Genomic DNA, 21,893 nt, shown 5'->3' with positions numbered 1-21,893 from the left:
AATTTATATAATTCTATGTGCAATCTTTATAGCTGTTTTAGACAGTTCATTAGACTCTTAATTATAGGATATGTTTAACTGAGGAAAGATTTTCATAAATGTTGAAGTGAATAAGTTGTAGTATTTATGTTTTTTCCCTGAGTTGTAAAATTTCAGAATGAGAGAGACCGGTAATTTGAGCTATAACATCTATAGGGACACTGGCCTTGAGTGAGTTTTTGGCTACTTCAATATCCCTTTCTTTGCGACCTTCCACTCTGCCTTTTTCATGGCCGATTTGGATGCCTTCTTGTCTACCTTTGTGAGTAGCATCATCGAGTTTTTGTTCCAAGATAGCAGCTTCTTTCTGTAAATCCATTACCCTTTCTTCATAAGCTAGGAGATCCTTCTCATTCCAATGAAACTTATCTAACTCATCATATGCTAATTTTATTATTGGTGATTTTTCTGCTATTCTTCTCAAATCTTCATCAGTTGTTTCTTCTGCATATTTAAAGAAAAATAGCCAACGGTCTATTACATTTTCTAGCTGCTCTTCCCTGCTTTTAGGAAACTTTGGCAGCTCAATGAAGATAAATTGAAAATCTTTTAAGTCATGCTCGTTAGTTTTTTCATCTCTTATGGTATGGCTAGATATATAATCAAGCTTATCAGGAAATAAATTACAATTAGAAATAGCAATAAAGAAAACCTTCTTTAAATCAATATACTTACCACCTTTATCAGCTTGCCTCGAGTAAGCCTTAGCAGCATAAAGTTGAGCGCGTTTTTCAAAGCCTCTATCACGAGCGAGTTGCATCTCAATCACGTATCTGGCCCCAGTGGAATCTCTGCACAGGACATCAACAATACTCTGCTTATCAGAGGCAATTTCATGATCCATAATGGTGCTAAGGAATTCGACATCTTGTATAGTATTTATTTCAGTAAATCCCAAAATATCATTCAAAAAATGGATAAGGATATTCTTATTTTTTTCAGTACCAAAAATTTTCTTAAAGGTCAGGTCCAGCTTTGGATCGAGAAACTTAGAAAGAGCCATGAGAAAGTAAGATAAAAAGCATTAATAATTATACACAATTGTGAAGAAATATTCAACTAAAATGCAAACATAGAAGTTTTTGTATATCTTTGTTTGGTAGTATTAACATGTATAATATTTATGGCAAACATCTCAATAAGGTATCAGATAGCACAAAAAGTAAGGAACTGGAGGTTAAAGCGAGGATATACTCAAAAAGATTTAGCGAAGAAAGTCAGTGTAACGTATCAAGTAGTACTACAATATGAAAAAGGAACACGTAAAATTTCGATTGAAAAGTTGTATGCTATAGCAGAGATATTGTCGATTGGTATTGTAGACCTAATTCCTGTATCAAATGAAAAAATCTGTCTTGAAGATGAGGGAGAAGAAATACTAAATCTAGTAAGAGAATATAAAAAGATTAATGATCAAGAGTTACGTAAGATATTTTGTTTACTAACCAAGTTTGTTCAAATTAGTGAGAAAAGTAGTAAAAAAGCAGAGAAAATAAAAATTGCAAAGGGTCTGGTTAAAGGAGGAGTTTCTGTTGATATTGTTGCAAAAACAATTGGTCTCTCTGCTGATGAATGTGTTGAAGAAAAAGGAGGTTCTATTTACTGCCAAATAGGAAAGAAGATAAAAGAATGGAAGAGAGTATACTCAAAAGGATTTGGCTGAGAAAATGGATACAACACGTGACGAAATAAGCAACTATGAGCAAGGACGTGTGGCCATTCCACTGGAAAAATTATATGCAATAGCAGAAACATTATCAATTAGCATTACAGATCTGCTCATAGAGGAAGATTGTAAGTTAAAAACATGATATAAATGAAGTAAGAGGGAAGATAACTCTACTCACTATAGGAATAGAGTTATCACGGGCGTGTGCGACCGAAAACCAATTGGTATTACAACCGTTTGTATCAAGGTACACTAGCCCTATCTCTCGATACGTTTGAATAGTTGTTTGGGAAATATATATACGCCCGTTTACAATCTTAAATTAACTAAAACTATCGAGGTTTATTATGGTTACATCTTATCAAAATTTTATTGGCATTGACATCGGAAAATTTAAAAATGTTGCTGCAGTTTACAACCAAAATAACATTATCAAGTTCGACAATAATGCTGATGGTTGGCAACTGTTGTTTAAAAAGTTTTCAGATATCTTACCTAATTCTTTGGTAACTTTAGAAAATACGGGCAAATATGAGCTTGGTTTATCACATTTTCTTGTTGGCAAGAATATTGCAGTACATCAAGCAAATACTCGAAAAGTAAAAAGTTTTATCTTGTCTCACGGAACTTTAGCAAAGTCTGATAAATCAGATGCGATGGCTCTTGCTCAATACGGATGTGAACGCCATAAAACTCTCTCTCTATTTGTACCTACTTCAAAAGAACAATCAACTCTAGCTGCACTGTGTCAACGTCGTGATGACATTACGCAAATGAGAACTCAGGAAAAGTGTAGACTGGAAGCTCCTGAAAATGACCATATAAAGGAAAGTTGCCAGAAGACCATTGAATTTTTCAATAATCAAATAAACGAACTCAATGACACTATACAAAAAATTATTGATGAAAGCCATGAGCTACAACAACGTCAAAAAATCCTTAAAACAGTTCCTGGAATAGGCAAAAAGTTATCACAAGATTTTTTGTGTTTAATGCCAGAGCTTGGCTACTTAAGTAGAAAAGAAGTAGCAAGTCTTGCCGGAGTAGCACCTCATCCTAAGGAAAGTGGTAAAGCTGTTGGTTACCGAAGGATTATGGGCGGTAGAAGTAATGTTCGTTCAAAGCTCTTCATATCAGCCATAGCTGTTACAAAGTCAAAATCTGTACTTGGTGCCTTTTATTCTAAGCTTGTTGAAAGTGGTAAGAAGAAGATGGTGGCTATAACAGCTCTTATGCGTAAAATTATAGTAATTGCTAATGCAAGACTTAAAGCAGCAATTACTTCACACAGTAGCAACTGACAATGAATATTGTGAATAAGTACGTCCACACAAACTTAAAGTACTTATTCACATATTCATTGGCTTAAGCAGGCAATAGCTGTTTGACATAAAATTCTATTCCTATGACGAATGGATTTTTATTACCTACATGATTGGATCAAGTTGCAAAATTACACAATAAAAAATTTTTTAAAAAACATAGTTGATGAGATAGTAGAAGATGAGCTACCTGATTTAATAAAAGAATACAAAAAAATTGGGAGTCAAGAATTACGCTATGCGCTAATAAAATCTCTGTTTGAAAGCATACAAATTTGCGAAGAGAAAGTGAAAAGAGCAGAAAAGATGAAAATTGCAAAAGATTTAGTGAAAGGAGTAATTCCAATCAACATTATTTTGCAAACTGTAGGAATCTCTTTAGACGAAATTCAACAAGTTTAAAATAAAAAAATCATCATATATTAATATATTCACTTCTTAATGAAAAAATAAGCAAAAAAGATTGAAAAATTGATTTGACTTCACTCGAAAGCTATGGCTTTATGCCAATGCTGATAAAAAGACAGCAGTAAATATCTAAAAAAAGTTTGTTGTTAGTGAAGGGTAAATTATATGAATAATAATAAGAATAAAGAAGAAATAGAATTCAGAATATTAGAAAGCAAAGGCAAAGCACTACTTGATCGTGAAATAATGGAAACATTTTTAAGTGCAGTACATGAAAGGCCGCAAGCTCAAGAAATTGCTAAAAATCTGGTGAATACTTATGCAGGAGTAGGAAGGATTTTAGGTAGAGAAATGGATGACCTGAAAGTTATAGAAGGAGTAACTGATTCTGCAGTAGCAATGATTATGTGTGTTAAGGAAACACTAGAAAGGGTACTGAGAGAAAAGCTCAAAAGTGAGCCAATAATGGACTTACAAGGGCTAGTAGAGTACTTAAACGTAAGTATAGGCCACTCAGAAAGGGAATGTGTAAAAATACTGTACTTGAATAAAAGGCGTCAACTAATTGGAGAAGAATCCTATATTGGTGAAATGGAAAAAGCACCAGTATACATAAAGGAAATTACAAGAAAAGCATTAATAAAGAATGCAACATTAGTAATAATGTCACACAACCACCCTGGGGGAAGTTTAGAACCTTCAGAAGAAGATCAAGAAGTAACAAAGAGCTTAGCAGCAGCATGTAGTACTGTAAGCGTTAGATTATTTGATCATATTATCATTACAAGTGGGGGTTATTTTAGCTTTAGAGAAAACGGATTGTTATAGCAGAAAGTATTTGCAAATCTACTCATATTAATTTATAATGAGTAATATAATGTATAATAACAAAGTTTATTGTACACTTAAAAAGTATTTTTAATATGAGGTTTATATGACTAGTAAAGATCAGAATAAAAAGACTAATGTTAATCACAAGAAAATATTTGGTGCTCTTGAAAGCGTTGATATAGAGCAGTCTAAATTTGTGAGTAAAATTAATAGCCAGAAGGAGATAAAACTGGAAGATACAATGCCTTTCCCTAGCAGAAACGTTCGCGAAAACAAAATCAACTATGGAAAAGGACTTGATTATATATGGCACAAAACCTGTAAGTGATCAAGAAGATAAAAATCTATTTGCCTCAGCTTTGCAAAAAATAAAGCCAAATACAGAGAAGCTGAGCTGGTTTAAGAGTTCTATAGTAGAGGCAAAAAACGTAAATGAATTGCACAAAGTTATAGACAAAGTACTAGCTTCTGGAGCAAGGCTAAATGCATGTAATGATGGAGAATGGAGCTTCGCGGAATATGTGATACTGGGCACACATTTTCATAAATTTGATAAGGCTGATCGTAAAAAGCTAATACGTAAATTAATGCTAAGTGGTGCAGAGTTTCATGATACTCTACTGCAGAATAAACTGATAGGTGAAATCTATAATGAGCTACAGCCAGAAGTTCAGCCACAGATAGATAAGCAACTAGAAGAGCTAGAGGAAGCTGGCGAAAATGCTGTGCAAGAAGGAGAATTAATAGATGTTGAGATAGATAATACAACATCGTATATAGAATTTTCTGGGAATAGTAAGGTAGAGGTAGCCAAAATACTGGAAGCAAACAGAAAGTTAGGAAGTAATATTTTAAAAATTGGCAATGATGCAGTTGAGGTTAGAAGCTTACTATTACCCACAAATAAAAACATAATATTGTATTTACTCAAATAATTTAATTTTATTAACCTGAAAGCTTATTAGATTAAAATTATTAAACTAAGAGTTATAATTTTAGCAACTAAAAGCTGTAAATTGCACCATATAAACAGTTATTTCAAGCAAAAGTTATGCCATTAAGAGCTATGCAACAAACATTTATATTTGTGGGTAATAGTAAGGGTTAGAAGGGAGCAAGGAGGTGCAAGAAATTACGTTGATGTATCAGATGGTAGCTCTGTTGTGTTAGAATTTCCTACAAGCATTGGTAAGCTAAATGTTATATTGTACCACGATGTAAAAAAATATGATCAAGTACAAGTCAGAGTAGAAAACAAGGAAATGTGGGCTGAATTACAACAAATAGGGGAAGAAATTGGAAAAAATTGCCTTTTCGGGGGAGTAAAACTTAAAGAAGCAGTAGAGAAAGGTAGTTTCACTAGATGTGGCATATGGAGTGAAAAGCAGAAGGAAGTAAGTGAAAAATTGTTTTCATGGGCAGACAAAGTACGTGAAAATAGTAAAGAAACTTGTAGGGCACTTTAATTCATCAATTTAAAGGTTCCAGAGTCTAGCTATTATATCTGGAGCCTTTGAGCTATAATAGAAAATATTATATGCAAGGTTCTTTTTGTGGAAAGAAGTTTAGACTATGAAGTAGGGCAAAAAGTAAAAAATTGGAGGTTAGAGCGAGGGTACACTCAGAAAGATTTAGCAGAGAAACTTGGTGTAAAGTACTGGGTAATACTTCAATATGAAAAAGGGAACCGTAGAATTTCAATCGAAAGGTTGTACGCTATAGCAGGTGCATTGTCAGTAAGTATTACCGATCTCATTACTGCATCAAAGGAGAAAATCGGCTTTAAAAATGAGGAAGGAGAAATATTAAATCTAGTAAGAGAATATAAAAAGATTAATGATCAGGAGTTACGTAAGATGTTTTGTTTATTAACTAAATTTGTCAAAGTTAGTGAAAAAAGTAGTAAAAAATCAGAAAAAATAAAAATTGCAAAGGGTTTGGTTAAAGCAGGAGTTTCTGTTGATATTGTTGCAAAAACAATTGGTCTGCCTGCTGATGAATGTATTGAAGAAAAAGTTGGTTCTATATACTGCCAAATAGGAAAAAAGATAAAAGAATGGAGGCTCGTGAGAGAGTATACTCAAAAGGATTTAGCAGAGAAAATGAATACAACACGTGACGAAATAAGCAACTATGAACAAGGAAGGACTGCTGTTCCACTTGATAAATTATATGAAATGGCAGAAGCGTTATCGATTAATATTACAGATCTACTAATAGAGAAAGATGAAGGTAGTACAGTGGAAAATGAGCTACCGAATTTGATTAAAGAATACAAAGAAATTGAGAGCCAAGAACTACGTCATGCACTAATAAAATCTTTGTTTGAAGGGATACGTATTTGTGAGGAGAAAGTGAGAGAGATAGAAAGGATTAAAGTTGCAAAGGATCTAGTAAAAGGGGGAATTTCTATTGATACTATTTTGCAAGCGGTAGGTTTATCTATTGATATGGTTTTAGATGGATAGCTCGTAAAAAAATTATAGCAATAAAGTTTTTTTCTTAAATGGAGGATAAATGTTTGTTTCTGCAAGCAATGTTAGTTACGGAATAGGGCAAAGAATAGAAAATTGTAGGTTAATGCGAGGGCATACTCAAATAGGATTAGCAAGTCAAATAGGTTTAACATACCAAGAAGTAAACAGCTATGAAGATGGGTATATTCCTATTCCAATTGAAGTACTATATATAATAGCAAGAGTATTATCAGTTGACGTTGTAGATTTATTACCTGAACCAGTAATAGTAAGGGAAGACAGCTATGAAGACGAGGAAATACTCTATCTAACGAAAATATACGAGAATCAAAAGTTAGGCAAAATAGTACCTTCATTAGTCAGGTTTGTTCATATTAGCGAAAAAATTAATCAAGAAGAGGCAAGGTTGGAAATAGCAAAAAATCTAGTGAAAGAAGGGGTTTCAGTTGACATAATTTCCCAAGCAACCGGCTTATCTATTTACGAGTATGATAATACAGAGAAAGAAGTCTGCACTGATTCTATATACTACAGAATAGGGCAAAGAATAAGAGAATGGAGATTGATAAAAAGGTATACTCAGAAAGATTTGGCGAATAAAGTTGATTTAACGCTCAAGGAAATACACGAGTATGAAATAGGATACACTGCCATATCATTTGACAAATTATATCAAATAGCAGAACAATTATCAGTGAATATTAAAGTTCTGCTACCTAAAACAAATGAAGATAGTGAACTACTCACTTTACTAAGAAAAACTGAAGAGCAGGAATTAGTGAATGGATTAGTAAAATTTTTATCTAGGAGTATGAAGGATAGTAAAGAAAAGGTTAAAAAAATAGAAAAAATCAAAGTTGCGAAAAATCTAGCAAAGGCAGGTGTTTCTACTGATGTTATTTTGCGAGCAAGTGGCCTAACTGCTGATGAGTGTGAAAATTGAATTGTGTTAAAGACGGTACTGAGAAATATTATATTAAGATATAAGTAAAGATAGTTATATATTTAACACTTCTATGCAGAATTTCTCTATCACTTTTTGATTGTCCCATACGCGTCAAGTTAAGAGATTGTGAGCAAATTTAGAGAGGTTAAAGTGGATACTCTAGCCCTTCTACGTTTGTCTTTTAATGAAAATCGCGACCAAGTTATAGTGAGTTTTTTAAGAAATGCTTTTAAACTATTAATTTTGGTTAATACTAAAAATAACTCTCTAACCCGCCTTTTTAGCTCAATAAATGCCTTTGTTAAGCTAAGTTCTGTATTCTTTTTCACTTCTGTGCAACCAACTATGCCGTGAAATATAAGAATTGCGCACAATTTAGCATATAGTTCACATAATACTCTGCATGGCTTTCCTTTTAGCTTATCAAGCCTGATATGGCTTTTATACAATTTAAATAATAACTCAATTTGCCACCTTACTCTGTAAATCGTTAATACTTGCTCAGCACTAATTTTATTTTCTGGAACATTAGTTATAAATATTGACCAGTTCAACAATTTTTGATTTCTTTTAGAGGATGTATATCCCTGCGATCTTGCTAATCTATTAGCTTTCCTTCTTCTGGCCATAGACTGTTCTTCAGTTAGTTTCTGACATATAATTCTTACTCTAATTTTTGCTTCTTTTCCTAACAATACCTCGTTTTCTAAAAATAACTTATCCTCTAAACATTCTAATAACTCCATTTTTTGATTTGTTTCTACATCATATATGTTGGTATCGGATTTATAACGACTTATGAAATAAGCTCCTATTTCATTGATTTGTTTAAAAGAATTTGGCACAAAATAACCGAGATCAGATATTAGCAAATCATTGCTTAATATATTACTTAAATGTTTCCTATATCCCTGGTCTGATCTTACCCCCTCCGTTAAATTAAGTTGGTCTATTATCTGATTCATGTAGTCGAAAACTAATTGTAACTTTATTCCAGACTTAGTATTGCTTTCATAGCCACTGTAGCTAGTACCATAACCTTTATACATCTCTTCCATACTGTTAGGTAGAGTAATATAGCTACTGTCCAATAATTTAACACTATTAAATTGCTGTAAGATTTTGCAATCAACTTGCAAGATATTTTTAAAGAGAATCACAGATTCATTATACATCCTTTTCATAAATTCCACTGCTTCTTCAGTAAATCTAAAATCCAAACCTTGTTTTGTTATATCTATCGAGTCCTCGTTTAGTAATTGACACATTGTTTCTACGCTACAATTATCAACTCCTATATTACCCAAGACCATGGCTTTTACGAATGATGAACCTTTTAGCTTTCTCTTTCTTTTTATAAACCTTGTTGTAATTGAGATTTTCTCTGCTTTTTCATTAAAAAATTCTTTGAGCTTTTTTGATAAGCAAGTTATTTTATTCATTGGTTCTCTCACTAAAAGTATATCTGGGAGAACTTATACCTTATTATTCTATCTCTTTCATACCTTTATTTCCTTAACTTGACGCGTATGGATAGTGGAATAGACTCACCTGGACTGAGTGAAAAAAACTCGATATCACCAATAAATAGTAGAAAAAACAGTTTAACATCAATAGCAAGCACTTCATCTGAGGAAAGTTTAAACTCAACATTGAGCTCTGTTGAAGAAGATAATGGCTTACAACCAGAGGATGAAGGAGAGACAAAATTAGCACACCTAACTAAAACAAGGTCCAAAGGGCCAAGTGGACGAAGATCTCCTTCTAAATATAATAAAAAGATTGAAGATCAAGTTGAGAAAGAGTCACCACAGGTGTCATCCCAGTGCGTGACACTGGGATCCAGAGAAAAAGAAAGTATGGATCCAAATAGTCAAACTACTCAGATGACAGGCAGCCAGGCAAAAGATTCAATGCAACCCGAAGAAAAAAGGGACAGAAAAAACGCCATTACAATCGTGCAGAAATTTCCTTTGAATAAGAAAAAGGGTGAAGATACTCCACTTGAAAAACAACCCAATAACAGAAATCTTCACGTTGCATTTGTAGCCTTACTATTACCCACAAGTATAAAATTCATGAGCAAGTTTCCATCCTTCTGCTAAATCAAAGAGACGTTTCCATCCCTTCCACAAAGCTATAGGGCCTGGTTCTAAGTCATTTTTGCGAGCTAAAAACCCTCCTAACTTGGCCACCCACCTCACAATTTCTCTTATAGGTGGTGGTGTCTCAGGATAGTTTTTTGTCTTAAGCATTTTGGTATATAAAACCTTCCATTCGTCGTCAGTCAGTATGAAAGTGCAAGAAAGATTTGGATTTGTTCTAGCTACTAGTGTGATAAAAAATATTCTCCATGCAATTATACTCATTATTGTAAGAAAGCGGATTAATCTATCTGCTGCTTGGAGCCTACATTCTTCAACTTTAAGACCAGATTTCAAAATTTTATGAAAAACCTCTATTCTCCATCTTAAGCAATACCATTGTATTTTTTCTACTGCTTCTTCAAAATTATTAATATTTATATTTGTCAACAAAATCCAGTTCACAGGCTCTTCGCCAAATGGGGGGTATTTTTCTATAGCATAGACAGCATTTAAACTTAAATTAGGAAGTTTTTGGGTTTTACGTCTAGCGTTATTTTTTGATGCATTCATCACAAAGTTGCTAAACTTTACTTCTAAAACTGTTGTTCTTTGAGGTTTATCATTGCGAGCAGGAATATTCACTTGTATTTCTCCTTGACAAGACATGCGATTCATCAGATCCCACAACCTTTCACCACCTTTTTCAGAATAAGTCGACTTCTTATTTATTGTTCTGTTTTGATTTCCTCTTACTACAAAAAGAGATTGATTAGTGGAAGCAACTTCAAATAAATCATACATATCTGCTTCTCTGTCACAGACGGTAACTACCTTGATATCCTTTAATCCAGGATGATTAGTAGAATATTTAAGTGATTCTATCCACCGTATGCTTTCTTTCTCTTCTATGGGAACAGCAGTATTATGGCTTCTTCTTTTCAACTCTTTTAGGTCTTCAGCTAAGGAGGGTCTAGTACTAATTTTTTGATCCAATAATCCTATAGGCAGTCCTTCTGTTGTAACTGCAAACGTTGTATGCATCACTAATCCATGTGTTTTAAAATTAGTTGTTTTAGATGTTAATCTTGCTGCTATAATCCCTAATCCTTCGGTCTTTTTATGATTTTTATATGAGATATAACTCGTGTCTTGGATAGCTAAGATAGTTGAGTATTCTTTAGCTCTTTCAACAGTTTTAATTATATGACTTTCTAATATCTTTCTCTCAGAAATGGCATCGTTTTGGAAAAATCTATAAGCTGCTTTACTTTGATGCCAATCTTCACAAGCTTGATTTATTGAACGCTCAGGCGATTCAGCAAAACTATTAACTATTTTTAGAAGCCTTTTACTTAATCTTATATCACCAAAATTAACAATTCCAAATTCACTTTCTGCCCATTCGCCAGTTGAAGTATTTATAGTTCTTTTCATCATATATTCCATTTTTAGACCATAGATCCATTTATAATAGAAAGTTGAATTAGTAAAATATCAGCTTTTTTACTATTTATATACTTATGGGTAATAGTAAGATTTGTAGCAGGTTGTGCTCTCTCCACAATAGGGTGCATTGTTGCAGGAGCAATGACATCAGGATTGATAGAAGCAGGACTACTTGCTATGGTTGCAGTGCTTGCTATAGCAGCAGTAGCTGAATTGCATTCAAACTTCCTATCAAGTAAATTAACATCCATTAATGTGAGTCCTCTTGTTGATGATAAGAGCTTACAGCATGTTCACAGCGGTAAAAATTAAATATGTGTTACTTGTAGTGGATAAGTGAATTCAGTTCTTGCCTATTGATATAAAAGTTGTTATATTTGAGGAATGTTTAAAAGGTGTTTAGTTGATGCGCATTCAATTGAATAAAGTTTTGGTTTTTATAGCCTTATTAAGTTTCATTTTTGCATCATATTCTAGCGAAGCAAGTTCGGCGAGTGATGAATTAAAGGGTATACAAGAAACGGTAAAAAATTTTATTTCTTCATTTTCAGTTAAAGATACTGTAGAAAATATGAGTCCTTCAACAATCATAGGGTTGTGTATAGCTGCAGTGATACTTGCAGTAGTGTTCAGAGGTCTAATCTTTTTTATGATAATGTTTGGTGTACTGGTCCTGATGTTCGGTAGTACAGAAAAGGCAACAGACTACTTAAAAGAAAAATTTAACTTTGCAAAAGATATAAAATTACAATCCGATAGCGAAAAAAAAGATAAAAATTAAGATAGTATTTTTATCTTTTTTAATTATCTTTATTGAATACGCATATGCAGTTAAAAGTACCAACAGTTAACTCTAAGCTTAAAAAAAAGAACAACTTAGCATTACTAGAAAGCATTGATTTAGATTTTGTTCCTTATGCTTGTCATTACGATGAAGAAACCATACTAACAAAACAGGGAGAATTGTTAAAAATAATCAAGTTAGAAGATTATTCTTCTGTTGATAACTACAGCGACCTCAGAACTGAAATTAGAAAAAGCATATCAAAAAATATTAATAGCCTGTGTTTTACCGTTTGGATTCATACCGTTAGAAAGCGCAATAAACTGAGCTTGAAATGGAATAAAACTGAAGACTTCTCTGACAACCTACATTCAACGTGGTTTAATAAACTAACTGATAGTAAATTACAGTATATAAATGAACTATACATTGTAATATTGTTTAGCGATTTTGGCAAGCATACTAATAATTCGTTTTTTTTCAATAGAATAAAGAATAAGCATAAGTTGTCTTTACAAGAAAGCCATCAGGAGTTGCAAAAGATAACTGACGTAATTCAAAATGATTTAGGACCTTTTGGAGCTAAAAAACTGAGTCTAAGGTTTAGTGAAGGTAAAATATATTCTGAAATGATAGAATTTCTCCACTATATTGTTACATTAACGCACAAAGATTATCCAATACATGAAAGGGACCTGTCGCAATATATTAGAAATTTTAAAATAGCTTTTGGTTTCAATACGTTTCAAACAATATTTGAAAATCAACAGAAATTTGGCTCTATTTTCAGCATAAAAGAATACCGGGAAATCTCTTTAGGTAATATAGATAGATGCTTGCAGCTTGAATCTGAATTTATCATTACAGAAATAATGATATTTACTAGTAATAACAAAGCAATAAAAGAATTTAAAAAACAAATCAACATGCTGCAAATTAGTGAGGATAATACCTTACTTAAAAGCTCAGGAATTGAAGAAATAATAGAGCTTGAAAAGACCTCTAGTATAGACTTCTGCCAACAGAAAATTATTTTTACAATATTTGCAGATGATAGGAATAAGTTAGCTGAAAGTATTAGTGATTTATCTTCTATAATGTCATTAGTTGGCTTCATGATGTTTAGAACTGATTTACATATGGAAAGTCATTTTTGGGCACAACTTCCAGGCAATTTTGCTTTTATTACGCAACCGAAAAATATCTTAACAAAATACGCTTGCAGCTTTGCTATGCTGCACGATTTTACGTCAGGTACATTAAAAGGAAGAAGGTGGAAGGAAGCGGTAATGATTTTTTTCTCAAAAAAAGGAAATCCTTACTTCTTTAATTTTCATGGAAAAAGAAATAATGGCCATACTACGATACTCGGAGCTCCAAATTCAGGCAGAACTTCACTCATTAATTTTCTATTATCAGAATCAAGAAAGTTTAACCCAAGAATTGTCATATTGGATAACACTGGAAAATCAATAATTTTTACTAAAGCAGTGAGTGGTAAATATTACATAATCGATCCAAAATATAAGGACAAAAGCCTAAAATTTAATCCACTAAACATTGAAGATAGTGCTTCCAATCGCAATATGTTGGTTGAACTGATCAGAAGAATGGTAGCCGATACGAGCTTGGTGGACGTAGAAGAAAAGATAAGAAAAATTGTGGATTCTATATTTGCTATACCCAAGGAATCACGTTCTATTTCACAAATTTCTGAGGTGCTCTTGCTCCTTGGGGGTAAGATAAGTAGATGGTGTGACGATGGTGACTTTGCTTACTTATTTCAAGATGGTAATGAATCAGATATTGACTGGGAAACAAAAATTATATCTCTCAACACCGCAAACCTTACAAAACAAAAGGAATGTATGTCCGTGATACTTTACTATTTTTTATATTCTTTTGAGGCAAAATGTGATGGCTCGCCTGCAATACTTGTTTTGGATGAAGCATGGGAGATAAGTAATATTTTTCCTACAGAGAAAGAGTTTGATAACTGGATGCAAAGAATGACGGAACTAAATGTTGTAGTAATCCTAAGTACTGAAAATTTAAATCTCGCATTTGCTAGCAAATTTACTCAATATTTAGATAAACATGTTGATACAAGAATCTTGATGCCGAACGTCAATGCAAATAGATTATACATGAAAGCATTTTCTTTATCAAAAGAGGAGCTGAATATAATTCTGCAGACGCCAACGCAGGAAGGTTTATTTTTGATAAAACAGTATAAAGGATTAGTAACTTTAAATTTAGATTTAAAGAATATGCAAGAAATACATGTACTTTCAGCTAACAAAGAGACGATAAAGTATATGTACGAGGCAATAAAGGAAAAAGGAGAAGAAGTTAATGAGTGGTTACCGGTATTTTATGAGAAGTGTAAGGCTTAATTTCTTATTGATATTTTTTTTGATACTTGGTCTTTCGTATCAAGGATATGCTGATTGTCCAACATTTGTAGAAAGTAATACTTGGTGGGAAGCAATAGTTGGTGGAGATTGGGTAAAGGAAATTAAGGTGCAAGCAATAAAAGATCAAGGAGTTGATGGTTACTTTAATCCCAAAATTAGAGTATGTGCTTATGATGGACAAAGTTATTGTTATGACTTACAAAGTGGGGAATCCTGCCGCCAGATATATGGAACGCAAGGTACAGGAGCTGGAGTTTCTGCTGCAGCTTTTATCGACTGGGAAGGAGATAAAACAAAAGCTGGAGGAGAAATTGCTCGGGGTCTTAAATGGGAATGGGCAGACGGTGTTACTGATGAGGAAAAAAGAAGATTCGCTAACTCTCCTAAAATATGTGCTTGCAGTCAAAAAGGGGCTTGTATGTCAGGAATTTCTTCATGGGGTTCTAGAGTATTTTCGGGTGAGAATATTTTCCGTCCTGGGGAGATGGAAAAAGTCTGTGATACCTGCTACCAAACGGCAGTAAAATGTGCTCCTGTTCCACTTGCACCTGGCCCCCCTCCATTTTGTGAACAACTTGCAATGTCGCTTCCACAAGTTAGAATTGTTCCTATAACAGATAAAGACAATGATTACTTTAATCCTAAGGTTAAGGTAATCATTGGTAATCTGAAAGGAAGAGACGGAGAGATTGGAGAAAAATTAGATTTCCCTAAAGGGTATGGAGAAAATAAAGCTGAGTGGCGCTCTATTTTAGACAAAGATGGCATCACGTACTACTTCAAAACTTATAGAGAAAAAGATAAGCTCTGCGCTGAATACCTTGGAACTCAAAGTATAGATGAAAACAATCCACAGTTCATCCGCTGTTTTCCTGCACCACCTGCTCCAGAACCTGAGATAGTGGAGATAGTAAATGCAAATACATTGAAAGTAGAAATGAAGATGAGTGAGAGCACTTGTGCTAAAGCACATGGAACCTATAGTAATGGTTCCTGTACTTTTAATGTTAATACTGACCTCAACCATCCTATAAACATTGGCCCCCTATCTTTAAAAGTAGTAAAACCAGCAATAGTAGCAAAAACAACTGATAGTAATATTGATAATATTATAGAAGGTATATTAGAAAGTAATCCGCAACAATTTAAAGTTCTGAAAGAATATGGCTATGTTCCTGATGTGCAAATTAAATGTTCTAAAGGCGGAAGTTTTTATAGTTTTAATGATTTTGAGAAAAAGTTAAAAGACAAATCTATTCAATGTGAATTTAATAACTCTGGGCAGCCGGAAATAGAAGTAAAGTATAAAGGAAATTCTAACAGTAAAATGCTTTGTCTTTCTGGATGGCAGCCAGAACCAGAGGAGTTTGTTCTTAAAAGAGAAAATAAAATAATACCACTAAAATTAATGGGAACAAGATATACTAAATACAATGCTGTTTACTCCAAGGAATCAAATCAGTTCTATTATCTTCCAAGCAAGGAAAATAAAAGAGCCGATCTCTTAAACAGAGATCAGAGTGAGTTAGATAAAATAATATTCAATAAGCAAGGGTATGTTTTCTTCCCTGACAACAATAAACAGGAAAAGGGGAAATGCAGTTACTGTGTAAAAAGAAATGATGAGATAGACGATACATTTAAATCTAGTAAAGGACTGAAAGTAGTGTACAAATTGACGGATGTAGAGCATAGAGAAAAATGTAATCAAGGTGATGATGGTTGTATCTGCTTTACTGGAACATGCAGCCGTTCAACACGATATGTAGACAAAAAAAACACTCAACCTTTTTATACAAAGATTTCACAAAATACAAATGGCGTTGTCACGCAACCAGAAGCACCAATAAAAGCAAACAGAACGGAGGTCTTTTACGCTGATAAATTGTGTAGGTTCGATTTAGAAGGTCTCAAAAAGAAATTAAAAGAAAAATTAAAAGAGATAATCAAGGAACAGCTGAAAAATAAGAAACCAGATCTTGAAAAAAATAATGAAAAATCCTATGATCATAAAAATAAAGATGTTTATACAGATGACTTATCAATAAAATTTGATCGTATTAAAATAGAAGCGTGGGGAAGTGGTGAAGCAGGTCATATACAAGGTAGTGGCTGTGACAATCAAAAATGCCATTCTACTGAAAGCAGAGTAGGGATGCCAGGAGATTATATTAAAGCTAAACTGAAAATCGATCCTAATTATCCTATAATTAAGGTGCAAGTCACAGAGGGAGGGGGTAACCAGGAAAGTAACCTCTCAGATAAGGACGGGGGACCTGTTTTCATAGAAATGTGCAATTCGCAGAAGCAACATTGCCAGCAACTAATTACTGTTGCAGGTGGAGGTGAGTATAGAACATACGGTGGTAAGGGTTATGAGGAAACAGTAATTCATAAGCAAGATTTAAAGCTAGAGGAGAAAATTGTAAAGGCAGATAAACTGAAGTCTACACAAGACAATCAAATAGCATATATAGAAAATGGTGAAATCAAGTATGAAACAGTAGAGTGTGGAAGTGGTTTGAGAAGCAGTAGATCTGGTGCAGGTGGCTGCATTAATAAAAGCAAAGGAATTTATGGTAAAGGCTCTCCAGGGTATGTGAAGATTAGACCTATTATAAAGGAATTTGACGAAGAAGAAATAAATGCTGCTATTAAAAAAGTAATAGAGGATCTATACGATCTTGAAACTATGACTGATTTTTGGGTAGGGGATCTTAACGTGAATATAAGTGGGATAATTAAAGAGGAAGTCAAAAAAGAATTATCAAGGTAAAAAGATATAGCTCTGGAAATGATGCTCTTGTTTTAATAATTAATTAAAGTAAAGCATGTAGTAAATGGTGTAATTGCTGTATCTTAACAAAAAGGTATAACGAATGTAGGAGGGTGCTTTATGTCTCTAAAGAATAAAATTTCTGAGTTAATAGAACAACAATTTAGCATTAAATACCATGACAATTATTTGGCTTACACTATACATAATTGGGCTGCAAGCGAAATATCTGATTCTATTACTTTTTGCATAATTGGTTGTGGAAATTGCAAGATTGGATATCAAGATGTTGCAAAGTCATTCAACATAACAAAAGAAGAAATTGACCAAGGTAATATTGCAAGCATAGAAAGTAAAATAAAAAGTGAAGCTGAAAAATCAGGTAGCGAGTTTTCTGAGTTGATTTCTAGAGTGGATCAATCGCTAAGAGAACAAAGTGAAAAGTCTATTGTACAAATTTTAGATTCATCCGCTGAGGAGATGTTAAGGAGTTTCTGTGATAGCCCTGTACAGTCTCCAGAGCCTCAAGAAACCTCTGCTTCATCTGAAGAGCATGCTACAGAAGGCCCAGAAACTAGTGTTAATTCAGATCTTTTGTCAACCTAATCAACCCCATATATATGTTTTTTTTGTACCCATGCTTTGCGTTTTGGGGTGGAAAGAAAGCACCATTCTTCGTTGCATTTTTCTATCTTCATCACAACAAACTTGTCTATTTTCATAGTAATCTTGCTGTCTACACTCTGTTTTTGATATCCATAAGTATCTTCTTTTACAATCGCGTAGCGCTTATCACTAAGAAGATTGCCTTTTATCCATCCGCAGTCTTCATCTATATCGCAGACCTTTTTCCAACTCTCAAACTCTTCTATCACTTTCAGGGGCAGATTTTTGCAAGTGTATATCCATTTTACAGGATAGTGAAACCCTGGCCCCGTTCTCATGTTGATCTTATTTGATTTGGTTGAAACAAAGTTGTTAGCAAACAAGCTATGGCTAAATAATAAAAACAATAGGATAATAGTACTGAACCAAGATCCCAGTGTCACGCACTGGGATAACGTGAGGGATAGTGTAACAGACTTATTCATCATAATTCACGATTAGGTTGACATAAGATAAAGAGTAAATTAAAAATTGAATAGATCTTTAAATGCAAAATCAATGCCTATAGAAATATTAATGCCTGCTCTTTCACCAACAATGAGCAAAGCTGGAGGAAAAATTGTAAAGTGGCATAAAAAAGAACAAGACAAAGTTGAGGTAGGCGACGTAATTGCTGAGATAGAGACTGATAAAGCCATAATGGAGTTTGAATCTATAGATGAAGGAGTTTTAGCAAAAATTTTAGTAACAGAAGGAACAAGTGGCGTGCCTGTAAATCAACCAATAGCTTTAATGCTGGAAGAAGGAGAAGATGAAAGTGCACTTAACAACTATACTTCAACTTCCATCAATAGTGCAGTTAAAAAGGAAGTGACAAAAAGTGCTGTTAATAATCAAAAATCAGAACACCAAGATTTAAACGGAAAGCCAATAAGTCATTCTTCGGTGTCATTCCAGCGCGTGACGCTGGAATCCAACCCCTCAATGTCATCCCAGTGCTTGACACTGGGATCTAGAAAAGAAGAATGGATCCCAGTGTCAGCTACTCAGATGACAGAGGGTTATGCAGAAGGTAGAACAAAAATAAGCCCATTAGCTAAGAAAATAGCTCAAAATGAAGGGGTTAATGTGCAGCAATTAAAAGGTACAGGACCATATGGTCGCATAATTAAGGCTGATGTGTTGGAGTTTTTAGGCAGTGGTATACATACTGAAAGTCCTGAGAAAGATACCATAGTTGAAGTAAGCAACATGCGCCAAGTGATAGCACAGCGCCTGACTGAATCAAAACAGAATGTTCCACATTTTTATTTAACTGTAGACTGCCAGGTTGATAAGTTAATATCGTTAAAAAACGAGATTAACTCAGCAGATGAAAACAATAAAGTAACAATTAATGATCTAATCATAAAAGCTGCAGCTTTCAGCATGAAAAAATTTCCTGATATAAATTCTTCGTGGATAGATAATAAAATACTGAGATATTCAAATATAGATATTTCAATCGCTGTGGCACTTGAAGATGGGCTAATTACTCCTATAGTAAAAAATGCTGATAAAAAGGGTATTTTATCTATATCAAAAGAAGTGAAAGATTTAGTAAGCAGAGCAAGATCTGGAAAATTGAAACCTGAAGAGTTTCAAGGAGGAGGGTTTACTATCTCCAACTTAGGGATGTTTGGTATAAAAGCCTTCAGTGCTATAATCAATCCGCCGCAATCTTGCATTATGGCAGTTGGTGCATCTAAAAAACAACCAATTGTTATGAATGAGAAAATAGAAATAGCAGAAATAATGACAGTAACGCTCTCTGTTGACCATAGAGCAGTTGATGGGGCACTCGGAGCAAAGTTTTTAAATGCCTTTAAGCATTATATAGAGAATCCTCTGGTGATGCTTATTGAAACTGCGGTAATCTATTAGCATTGTTATTACAAAATTAATACCTCTAAGTTTATACTTTTATTAGTTAATAGGTTTAGAGGTAAAAAAATGAATACTACAGTAGAAAAAAATAATCCAAAAATTTTTCCTCAAAATGAAGGAAAGATTAACTCAAAAGGCATGGTTGCCCCACCTGTTCCTCCGAAATCTTCCCAAGCTAAATTTGCTGGAATAAAAGCAATTTTTGAGCGAAATGTACCTCATTCTCAAGCAAATGATAGTAATAAAACAGTGAGTAGCAATCTTGGAAGAACATTTGCCCAACAATGCAAAAACTCATGGAAGACAACATTCATAGCACTCCTAACAAACAACGCCGCAATTCAGGGGATAGTGGTATCAGTGATATTAGTAGCAGCACTTCTGATGATGAGGATAGAACAATAAAAGATAAAATGATGGAAAATGTTAAGCAGGATAACCATCAAAAAAGCTTTGATTTACATAAAGTACAAGCAACTGATGAATTAGAAACCGTAAAATTTCTCAAAACGCTAAGCAAGAAAGAAAGAGAAAAACTTGGTTTTTCTCCTAAACAGCAAAATAACCAAAAGGTTGAGACTAGCAAAAAAACTTATAATCCACTTGATTGGAATCCAATCTATCAAGGTAAAAAGCTCTTTAGCTTAGGCAATATGTCGAGTAATTCGTCTTCATGTAGTGAAAAAAGCAATATTTCAGATGTAAGCGATAAGTCTAATAATTCAAACATTGTTAGATGTAATATTACTAGGAGTAACAGTAAGGAAGACCTTCGTAAACCTGATGCTTCACATAATGACAAATCTGCAGGTAAAAAATTATCTAATGTCAATGTAAGCGAATTAATCAGAAAGTTTGAACAAGGTAATGACATAGTAAAAGGGCGTTAATCAAATGTTACCCTATCTTTGTATATGTGAAGGTAGGGTATCTTTTCAAAATAGTATATCCTTTATAGCTTTGTTAATTTTTGACTCCCTCTCTGCAAAAGCAGTTTCTAGAGAGGTTTTAAGTTTTTCCCATTCTTCTTGACCATTTAGAACTAAAGATTTATATTCATTTTCAATTTTTTCCAAGGATCTTTGACATGAGGAATCTAGTTCCTCATATATATCAATATTTATTGATTGCAGTATTACCAAAAATGCAAACAAATTCGGATCAGGTAATTCTTCTCTTGTGTGATTCAGAAGACACAGCTTTATTTTTTTTACGCAGTATTCTATTGTTTTTAACGATAGTGATAGGCTTTCTGCATAAAATATAAAACTATCTACAATCAAATTTTTTGACTTTTTCGGTAATTTAATATTTTCAAATAGTTCTTTTGTAAATTTTTCTATCGGTTGTTTTGGCAAATGTAAAGAGAGATCAGTAAAAGATTTTAGGTCAAAATTTGGTCCAAGTATTGTGCTGATTGCTCTTTGTACATTACTCTTATCTTTACTTACAGAAATAATGAAAACCAGCCCCTCCACATCAAGCATATACTTTATAGATTCCAAAAAATCGACAACGAATTTAGGACGGCACACATCAAGATTATCCACCATTATATAAATGTTTTTGTCTTTTCTGATTTTATTAACCACATCCGCTAACTGTATTTTGAAATCTCTAGTACTCTCTTTTCTTCTTTGGAGAAGACTTAATTCACTCAAGACAAAACCTATGTCTTTTTTATCAGCCTCTTTTGCAGCATCAAGAAATACTGAAAGCATAGCAAGTGGAGATTTACTGATCAGCTTTCCTAGTGTGTTTAGAGAAAATAGCTCTTGGTTTATGTTCTTGAACTGTTGTATAACGCTTCTTTTTACTTCATACGATGCAAATAAATCTTCAAATAGAAAATTTAAAAAAGAAGGAAGTGGTTGGTCCAATGCATTGATATCCCATGCACTATAATAAGCTACAATTTCATTTTGCTGTTTTAACTCTTTTACCCATTCTTTCAAAAAAAACGTCTTGCCCCATCCATCATATCCTTCTAAAGATATTATTGTAAAAGACTGATCAATTGTTTTAATTATAGTGTTGAATTTACCTGAAAATTGCTTATAGTTTAGGCGGTCATTTTCCCAAGCCACCACTTTAAGTGGTGGCACTATTTTTTTCTTTTTGAATGTTATTAGCGATATAAGTTTTTTTAAGCACATGTC

General features: G+C 33.4%; 18 protein-coding genes and 4 pseudogenes. 17 read left to right on the top strand and 5 right to left on the bottom strand.

What is annotated here, in order from left to right:
* Positions 1–124: 124 nt before the first annotated feature.
* Positions 125–1,042, bottom strand: a complete 918-nt coding sequence (locus OM961_RS07270; RefSeq protein ID WP_264339071.1) for an Rpn family recombination-promoting nuclease/putative transposase — start codon at positions 1,040–1,042, stop codon at positions 125–127.
* A gap of 120 nt (positions 1,043–1,162) precedes the next feature.
* On the opposite strand from OM961_RS07270, the pseudogene wmk (OM961_RS07265) reads away from it, so the two are divergent.
* The 8 genes and pseudogenes from wmk (OM961_RS07265) to wmk (OM961_RS07230) all read left to right on the top strand — a co-directional run.
* Positions 1,163–1,844, top strand: a pseudogene (wmk, locus tag OM961_RS07265) (WO male-killing family protein Wmk); the annotation flags it as partial.
* A 211-nt stretch (positions 1,845–2,055) separates the two neighbouring features.
* Positions 2,056–3,009: an IS110 family RNA-guided transposase gene (locus OM961_RS07260; RefSeq protein WP_264339072.1), complete on the top strand. Its 954-nt coding sequence runs from the start codon at positions 2,056–2,058 to the stop codon at positions 3,007–3,009.
* 195 nt (positions 3,010–3,204) lie between these two features.
* A pseudogene (locus tag OM961_RS07255) lies at positions 3,205–3,432 on the top strand (WO male-killing family protein Wmk); the annotation flags it as partial.
* A gap of 171 nt (positions 3,433–3,603) precedes the next feature.
* Positions 3,604–4,266, top strand: coding sequence for a JAB domain-containing protein (locus tag OM961_RS07250; protein WP_230609182.1), 663 nt, complete (start codon positions 3,604–3,606; stop codon positions 4,264–4,266).
* A 106-nt stretch (positions 4,267–4,372) separates the two neighbouring features.
* Positions 4,373–5,156 (top strand): annotated as a pseudogene (locus tag OM961_RS07245) (hypothetical protein); the annotation flags it as partial.
* 198 nt (positions 5,157–5,354) lie between these two features.
* Positions 5,355–5,735, top strand: coding sequence for a hypothetical protein (locus tag OM961_RS07240; protein ID WP_405196803.1), 381 nt, complete (start codon positions 5,355–5,357; stop codon positions 5,733–5,735).
* Between the two features lie 87 nt (positions 5,736–5,822).
* Entirely contained in the window at positions 5,823–6,737 is a 915-nt protein-coding gene (gene wmk, locus OM961_RS07235; RefSeq protein ID WP_264339073.1) for a WO male-killing family protein Wmk, read from the top strand.
* 49 nt (positions 6,738–6,786) lie between these two features.
* Positions 6,787–7,689 (top strand): WO male-killing family protein Wmk, encoded by a 903-nt coding sequence (gene wmk, locus OM961_RS07230; protein WP_264339074.1) that lies wholly within the window; start codon positions 6,787–6,789, stop codon positions 7,687–7,689.
* Positions 7,690–7,808: 119 nt separating this feature from the next.
* On the opposite strand, the gene OM961_RS07225 is transcribed toward wmk (OM961_RS07230), so the two are convergent.
* A complete protein-coding gene (locus OM961_RS07225; RefSeq protein WP_264339075.1) occupies positions 7,809–9,134 on the bottom strand; it encodes an IS4 family transposase in 1,326 nt (441 codons plus the stop codon).
* 87 nt (positions 9,135–9,221) lie between these two features.
* On the opposite strand from OM961_RS07225, the gene OM961_RS07220 reads away from it, so the two are divergent.
* Positions 9,222–9,797: a hypothetical protein gene (locus OM961_RS07220; protein WP_264339737.1), complete on the top strand. Its 576-nt coding sequence runs from the start codon at positions 9,222–9,224 to the stop codon at positions 9,795–9,797.
* Here OM961_RS07220 and OM961_RS07215 read toward each other — a convergent pair.
* Complete coding sequence (locus OM961_RS07215; RefSeq protein WP_264339584.1) at positions 9,750–11,216, bottom strand: IS4 family transposase; 1,467 nt, start codon at positions 11,214–11,216, stop codon at positions 9,750–9,752. The two genes, OM961_RS07220 and OM961_RS07215, sit on opposite strands and share 48 nt — an antisense overlap.
* Before the next feature lie 93 nt (positions 11,217–11,309).
* Between OM961_RS07215 and OM961_RS07210 the strand changes: the two are divergent.
* From OM961_RS07210 to OM961_RS07190, 5 genes and pseudogenes are all read left to right on the top strand, one after another.
* Positions 11,310–11,537 (top strand): annotated as a pseudogene (locus OM961_RS07210) (hypothetical protein); the annotation flags it as partial.
* 94 nt (positions 11,538–11,631) lie between these two features.
* Positions 11,632–12,006, top strand: a complete 375-nt coding sequence (locus OM961_RS07205; protein ID WP_022626145.1) for a hypothetical protein — start codon at positions 11,632–11,634, stop codon at positions 12,004–12,006.
* 44 nt (positions 12,007–12,050) lie between these two features.
* Complete coding sequence (locus OM961_RS07200; RefSeq protein WP_141456684.1) at positions 12,051–14,405, top strand: VirB4 family type IV secretion/conjugal transfer ATPase; 2,355 nt, start codon at positions 12,051–12,053, stop codon at positions 14,403–14,405.
* Positions 14,386–17,202, top strand: coding sequence for a hypothetical protein (locus OM961_RS07195; RefSeq protein ID WP_264339728.1), 2,817 nt, complete (start codon positions 14,386–14,388; stop codon positions 17,200–17,202). The genes OM961_RS07200 and OM961_RS07195 overlap by 20 nt, the downstream gene beginning before the upstream one ends.
* 120 nt (positions 17,203–17,322) lie before the next feature.
* On the top strand, positions 17,323–17,808 hold the full coding sequence (locus tag OM961_RS07190; RefSeq protein ID WP_264339727.1) for a WBM0748 family T4SS-associated protein: 486 nt from the start codon (positions 17,323–17,325) through the stop codon (positions 17,806–17,808).
* On the opposite strand, the gene OM961_RS07185 is transcribed toward OM961_RS07190, so the two are convergent.
* The gene (locus tag OM961_RS07185) at positions 17,805–18,293 is read right to left on the bottom strand and encodes an SH3 domain-containing protein (protein WP_006280060.1); all 489 of its coding nucleotides are present in this window, start codon (positions 18,291–18,293) and stop codon (positions 17,805–17,807) included. The two genes, OM961_RS07190 and OM961_RS07185, sit on opposite strands and share 4 nt — an antisense overlap.
* Before the next feature lie 73 nt (positions 18,294–18,366).
* On the opposite strand from OM961_RS07185, the gene OM961_RS07180 reads away from it, so the two are divergent.
* The 3 genes from OM961_RS07180 to OM961_RS07170 all read left to right on the top strand — a co-directional run bounded on the left by OM961_RS07180 (position 18,367) and on the right by OM961_RS07170 (position 20,624).
* Positions 18,367–19,731 carry a pyruvate dehydrogenase complex dihydrolipoamide acetyltransferase gene (locus OM961_RS07180; protein WP_264339735.1) on the top strand — a complete coding sequence of 455 codons (1,365 nt, stop codon included), beginning with the start codon at positions 18,367–18,369 and terminating at the stop codon, positions 19,729–19,731.
* 69 nt (positions 19,732–19,800) lie between these two features.
* Complete coding sequence (locus OM961_RS07175; RefSeq protein WP_264339726.1) at positions 19,801–20,139, top strand: hypothetical protein; 339 nt, start codon at positions 19,801–19,803, stop codon at positions 20,137–20,139.
* Positions 20,031–20,624: a hypothetical protein gene (locus OM961_RS07170; protein WP_264339725.1), complete on the top strand. Its 594-nt coding sequence runs from the start codon at positions 20,031–20,033 to the stop codon at positions 20,622–20,624. The genes OM961_RS07175 and OM961_RS07170 overlap by 109 nt, the downstream gene beginning before the upstream one ends.
* Positions 20,625–20,669: 45 nt before the next feature.
* On the opposite strand, the gene OM961_RS07165 is transcribed toward OM961_RS07170, so the two are convergent.
* Positions 20,670–21,890: a KAP family P-loop NTPase fold protein gene (locus OM961_RS07165; RefSeq protein ID WP_155969219.1), complete on the bottom strand. Its 1,221-nt coding sequence runs from the start codon at positions 21,888–21,890 to the stop codon at positions 20,670–20,672.
* Between the last annotated feature and the right edge of the window lie 3 nt (positions 21,891–21,893).

The sequence above is a fragment of the Wolbachia endosymbiont (group A) of Cydia splendana genome (assembly GCF_947179475.1).
GTDB classification, from domain to species: domain Bacteria; phylum Pseudomonadota; class Alphaproteobacteria; order Rickettsiales; family Anaplasmataceae; genus Wolbachia; species Wolbachia pipientis.
This window is presented reverse-complemented; position numbering and strand designations above follow the sequence as displayed.

Excerpts from the sequence above, each read along its gene's own strand:
- OM961_RS07195 (WP_264339728.1), top strand. The coding sequence starts at position 14,386 with ATGAGAAGTGTAAGGCTTAATTTCTTATTGATATTTTTTTTGATACTT.
- OM961_RS07185 (WP_006280060.1), bottom strand. The coding sequence starts at position 18,293 with ATGAATAAGTCTGTTACACTATCCCTCACGTTATCCCAGTGCGTGACA.
- OM961_RS07175 (WP_264339726.1), top strand. The coding sequence starts at position 19,801 with ATGAATACTACAGTAGAAAAAAATAATCCAAAAATTTTTCCTCAAAAT.
- OM961_RS07250 (WP_230609182.1), top strand. The coding sequence starts at position 3,604 with ATGAATAATAATAAGAATAAAGAAGAAATAGAATTCAGAATATTAGAA.
- OM961_RS07270 (WP_264339071.1), bottom strand. The coding sequence starts at position 1,042 with ATGGCTCTTTCTAAGTTTCTCGATCCAAAGCTGGACCTGACCTTTAAG.
- OM961_RS07170 (WP_264339725.1), top strand. The coding sequence starts at position 20,031 with ATGGAAGACAACATTCATAGCACTCCTAACAAACAACGCCGCAATTCA.
- OM961_RS07180 (WP_264339735.1), top strand. The coding sequence starts at position 18,367 with ATGCCTATAGAAATATTAATGCCTGCTCTTTCACCAACAATGAGCAAA.
- OM961_RS07215 (WP_264339584.1), bottom strand. The coding sequence starts at position 11,216 with ATGATGAAAAGAACTATAAATACTTCAACTGGCGAATGGGCAGAAAGT.
- OM961_RS07165 (WP_155969219.1), bottom strand. The coding sequence starts at position 21,890 with ATGTGCTTAAAAAAACTTATATCGCTAATAACATTCAAAAAGAAAAAA.
- OM961_RS07220 (WP_264339737.1), top strand. The coding sequence starts at position 9,222 with ATGGATAGTGGAATAGACTCACCTGGACTGAGTGAAAAAAACTCGATA.
- OM961_RS07200 (WP_141456684.1), top strand. The coding sequence starts at position 12,051 with ATGCAGTTAAAAGTACCAACAGTTAACTCTAAGCTTAAAAAAAAGAAC.
- OM961_RS07205 (WP_022626145.1), top strand. The coding sequence starts at position 11,632 with ATGCGCATTCAATTGAATAAAGTTTTGGTTTTTATAGCCTTATTAAGT.
- OM961_RS07260 (WP_264339072.1), top strand. The coding sequence starts at position 2,056 with ATGGTTACATCTTATCAAAATTTTATTGGCATTGACATCGGAAAATTT.
- OM961_RS07190 (WP_264339727.1), top strand. The coding sequence starts at position 17,323 with ATGTCTCTAAAGAATAAAATTTCTGAGTTAATAGAACAACAATTTAGC.
- wmk (WP_264339074.1), top strand. The coding sequence starts at position 6,787 with ATGTTTGTTTCTGCAAGCAATGTTAGTTACGGAATAGGGCAAAGAATA.
- OM961_RS07225 (WP_264339075.1), bottom strand. The coding sequence starts at position 9,134 with ATGAATAAAATAACTTGCTTATCAAAAAAGCTCAAAGAATTTTTTAAT.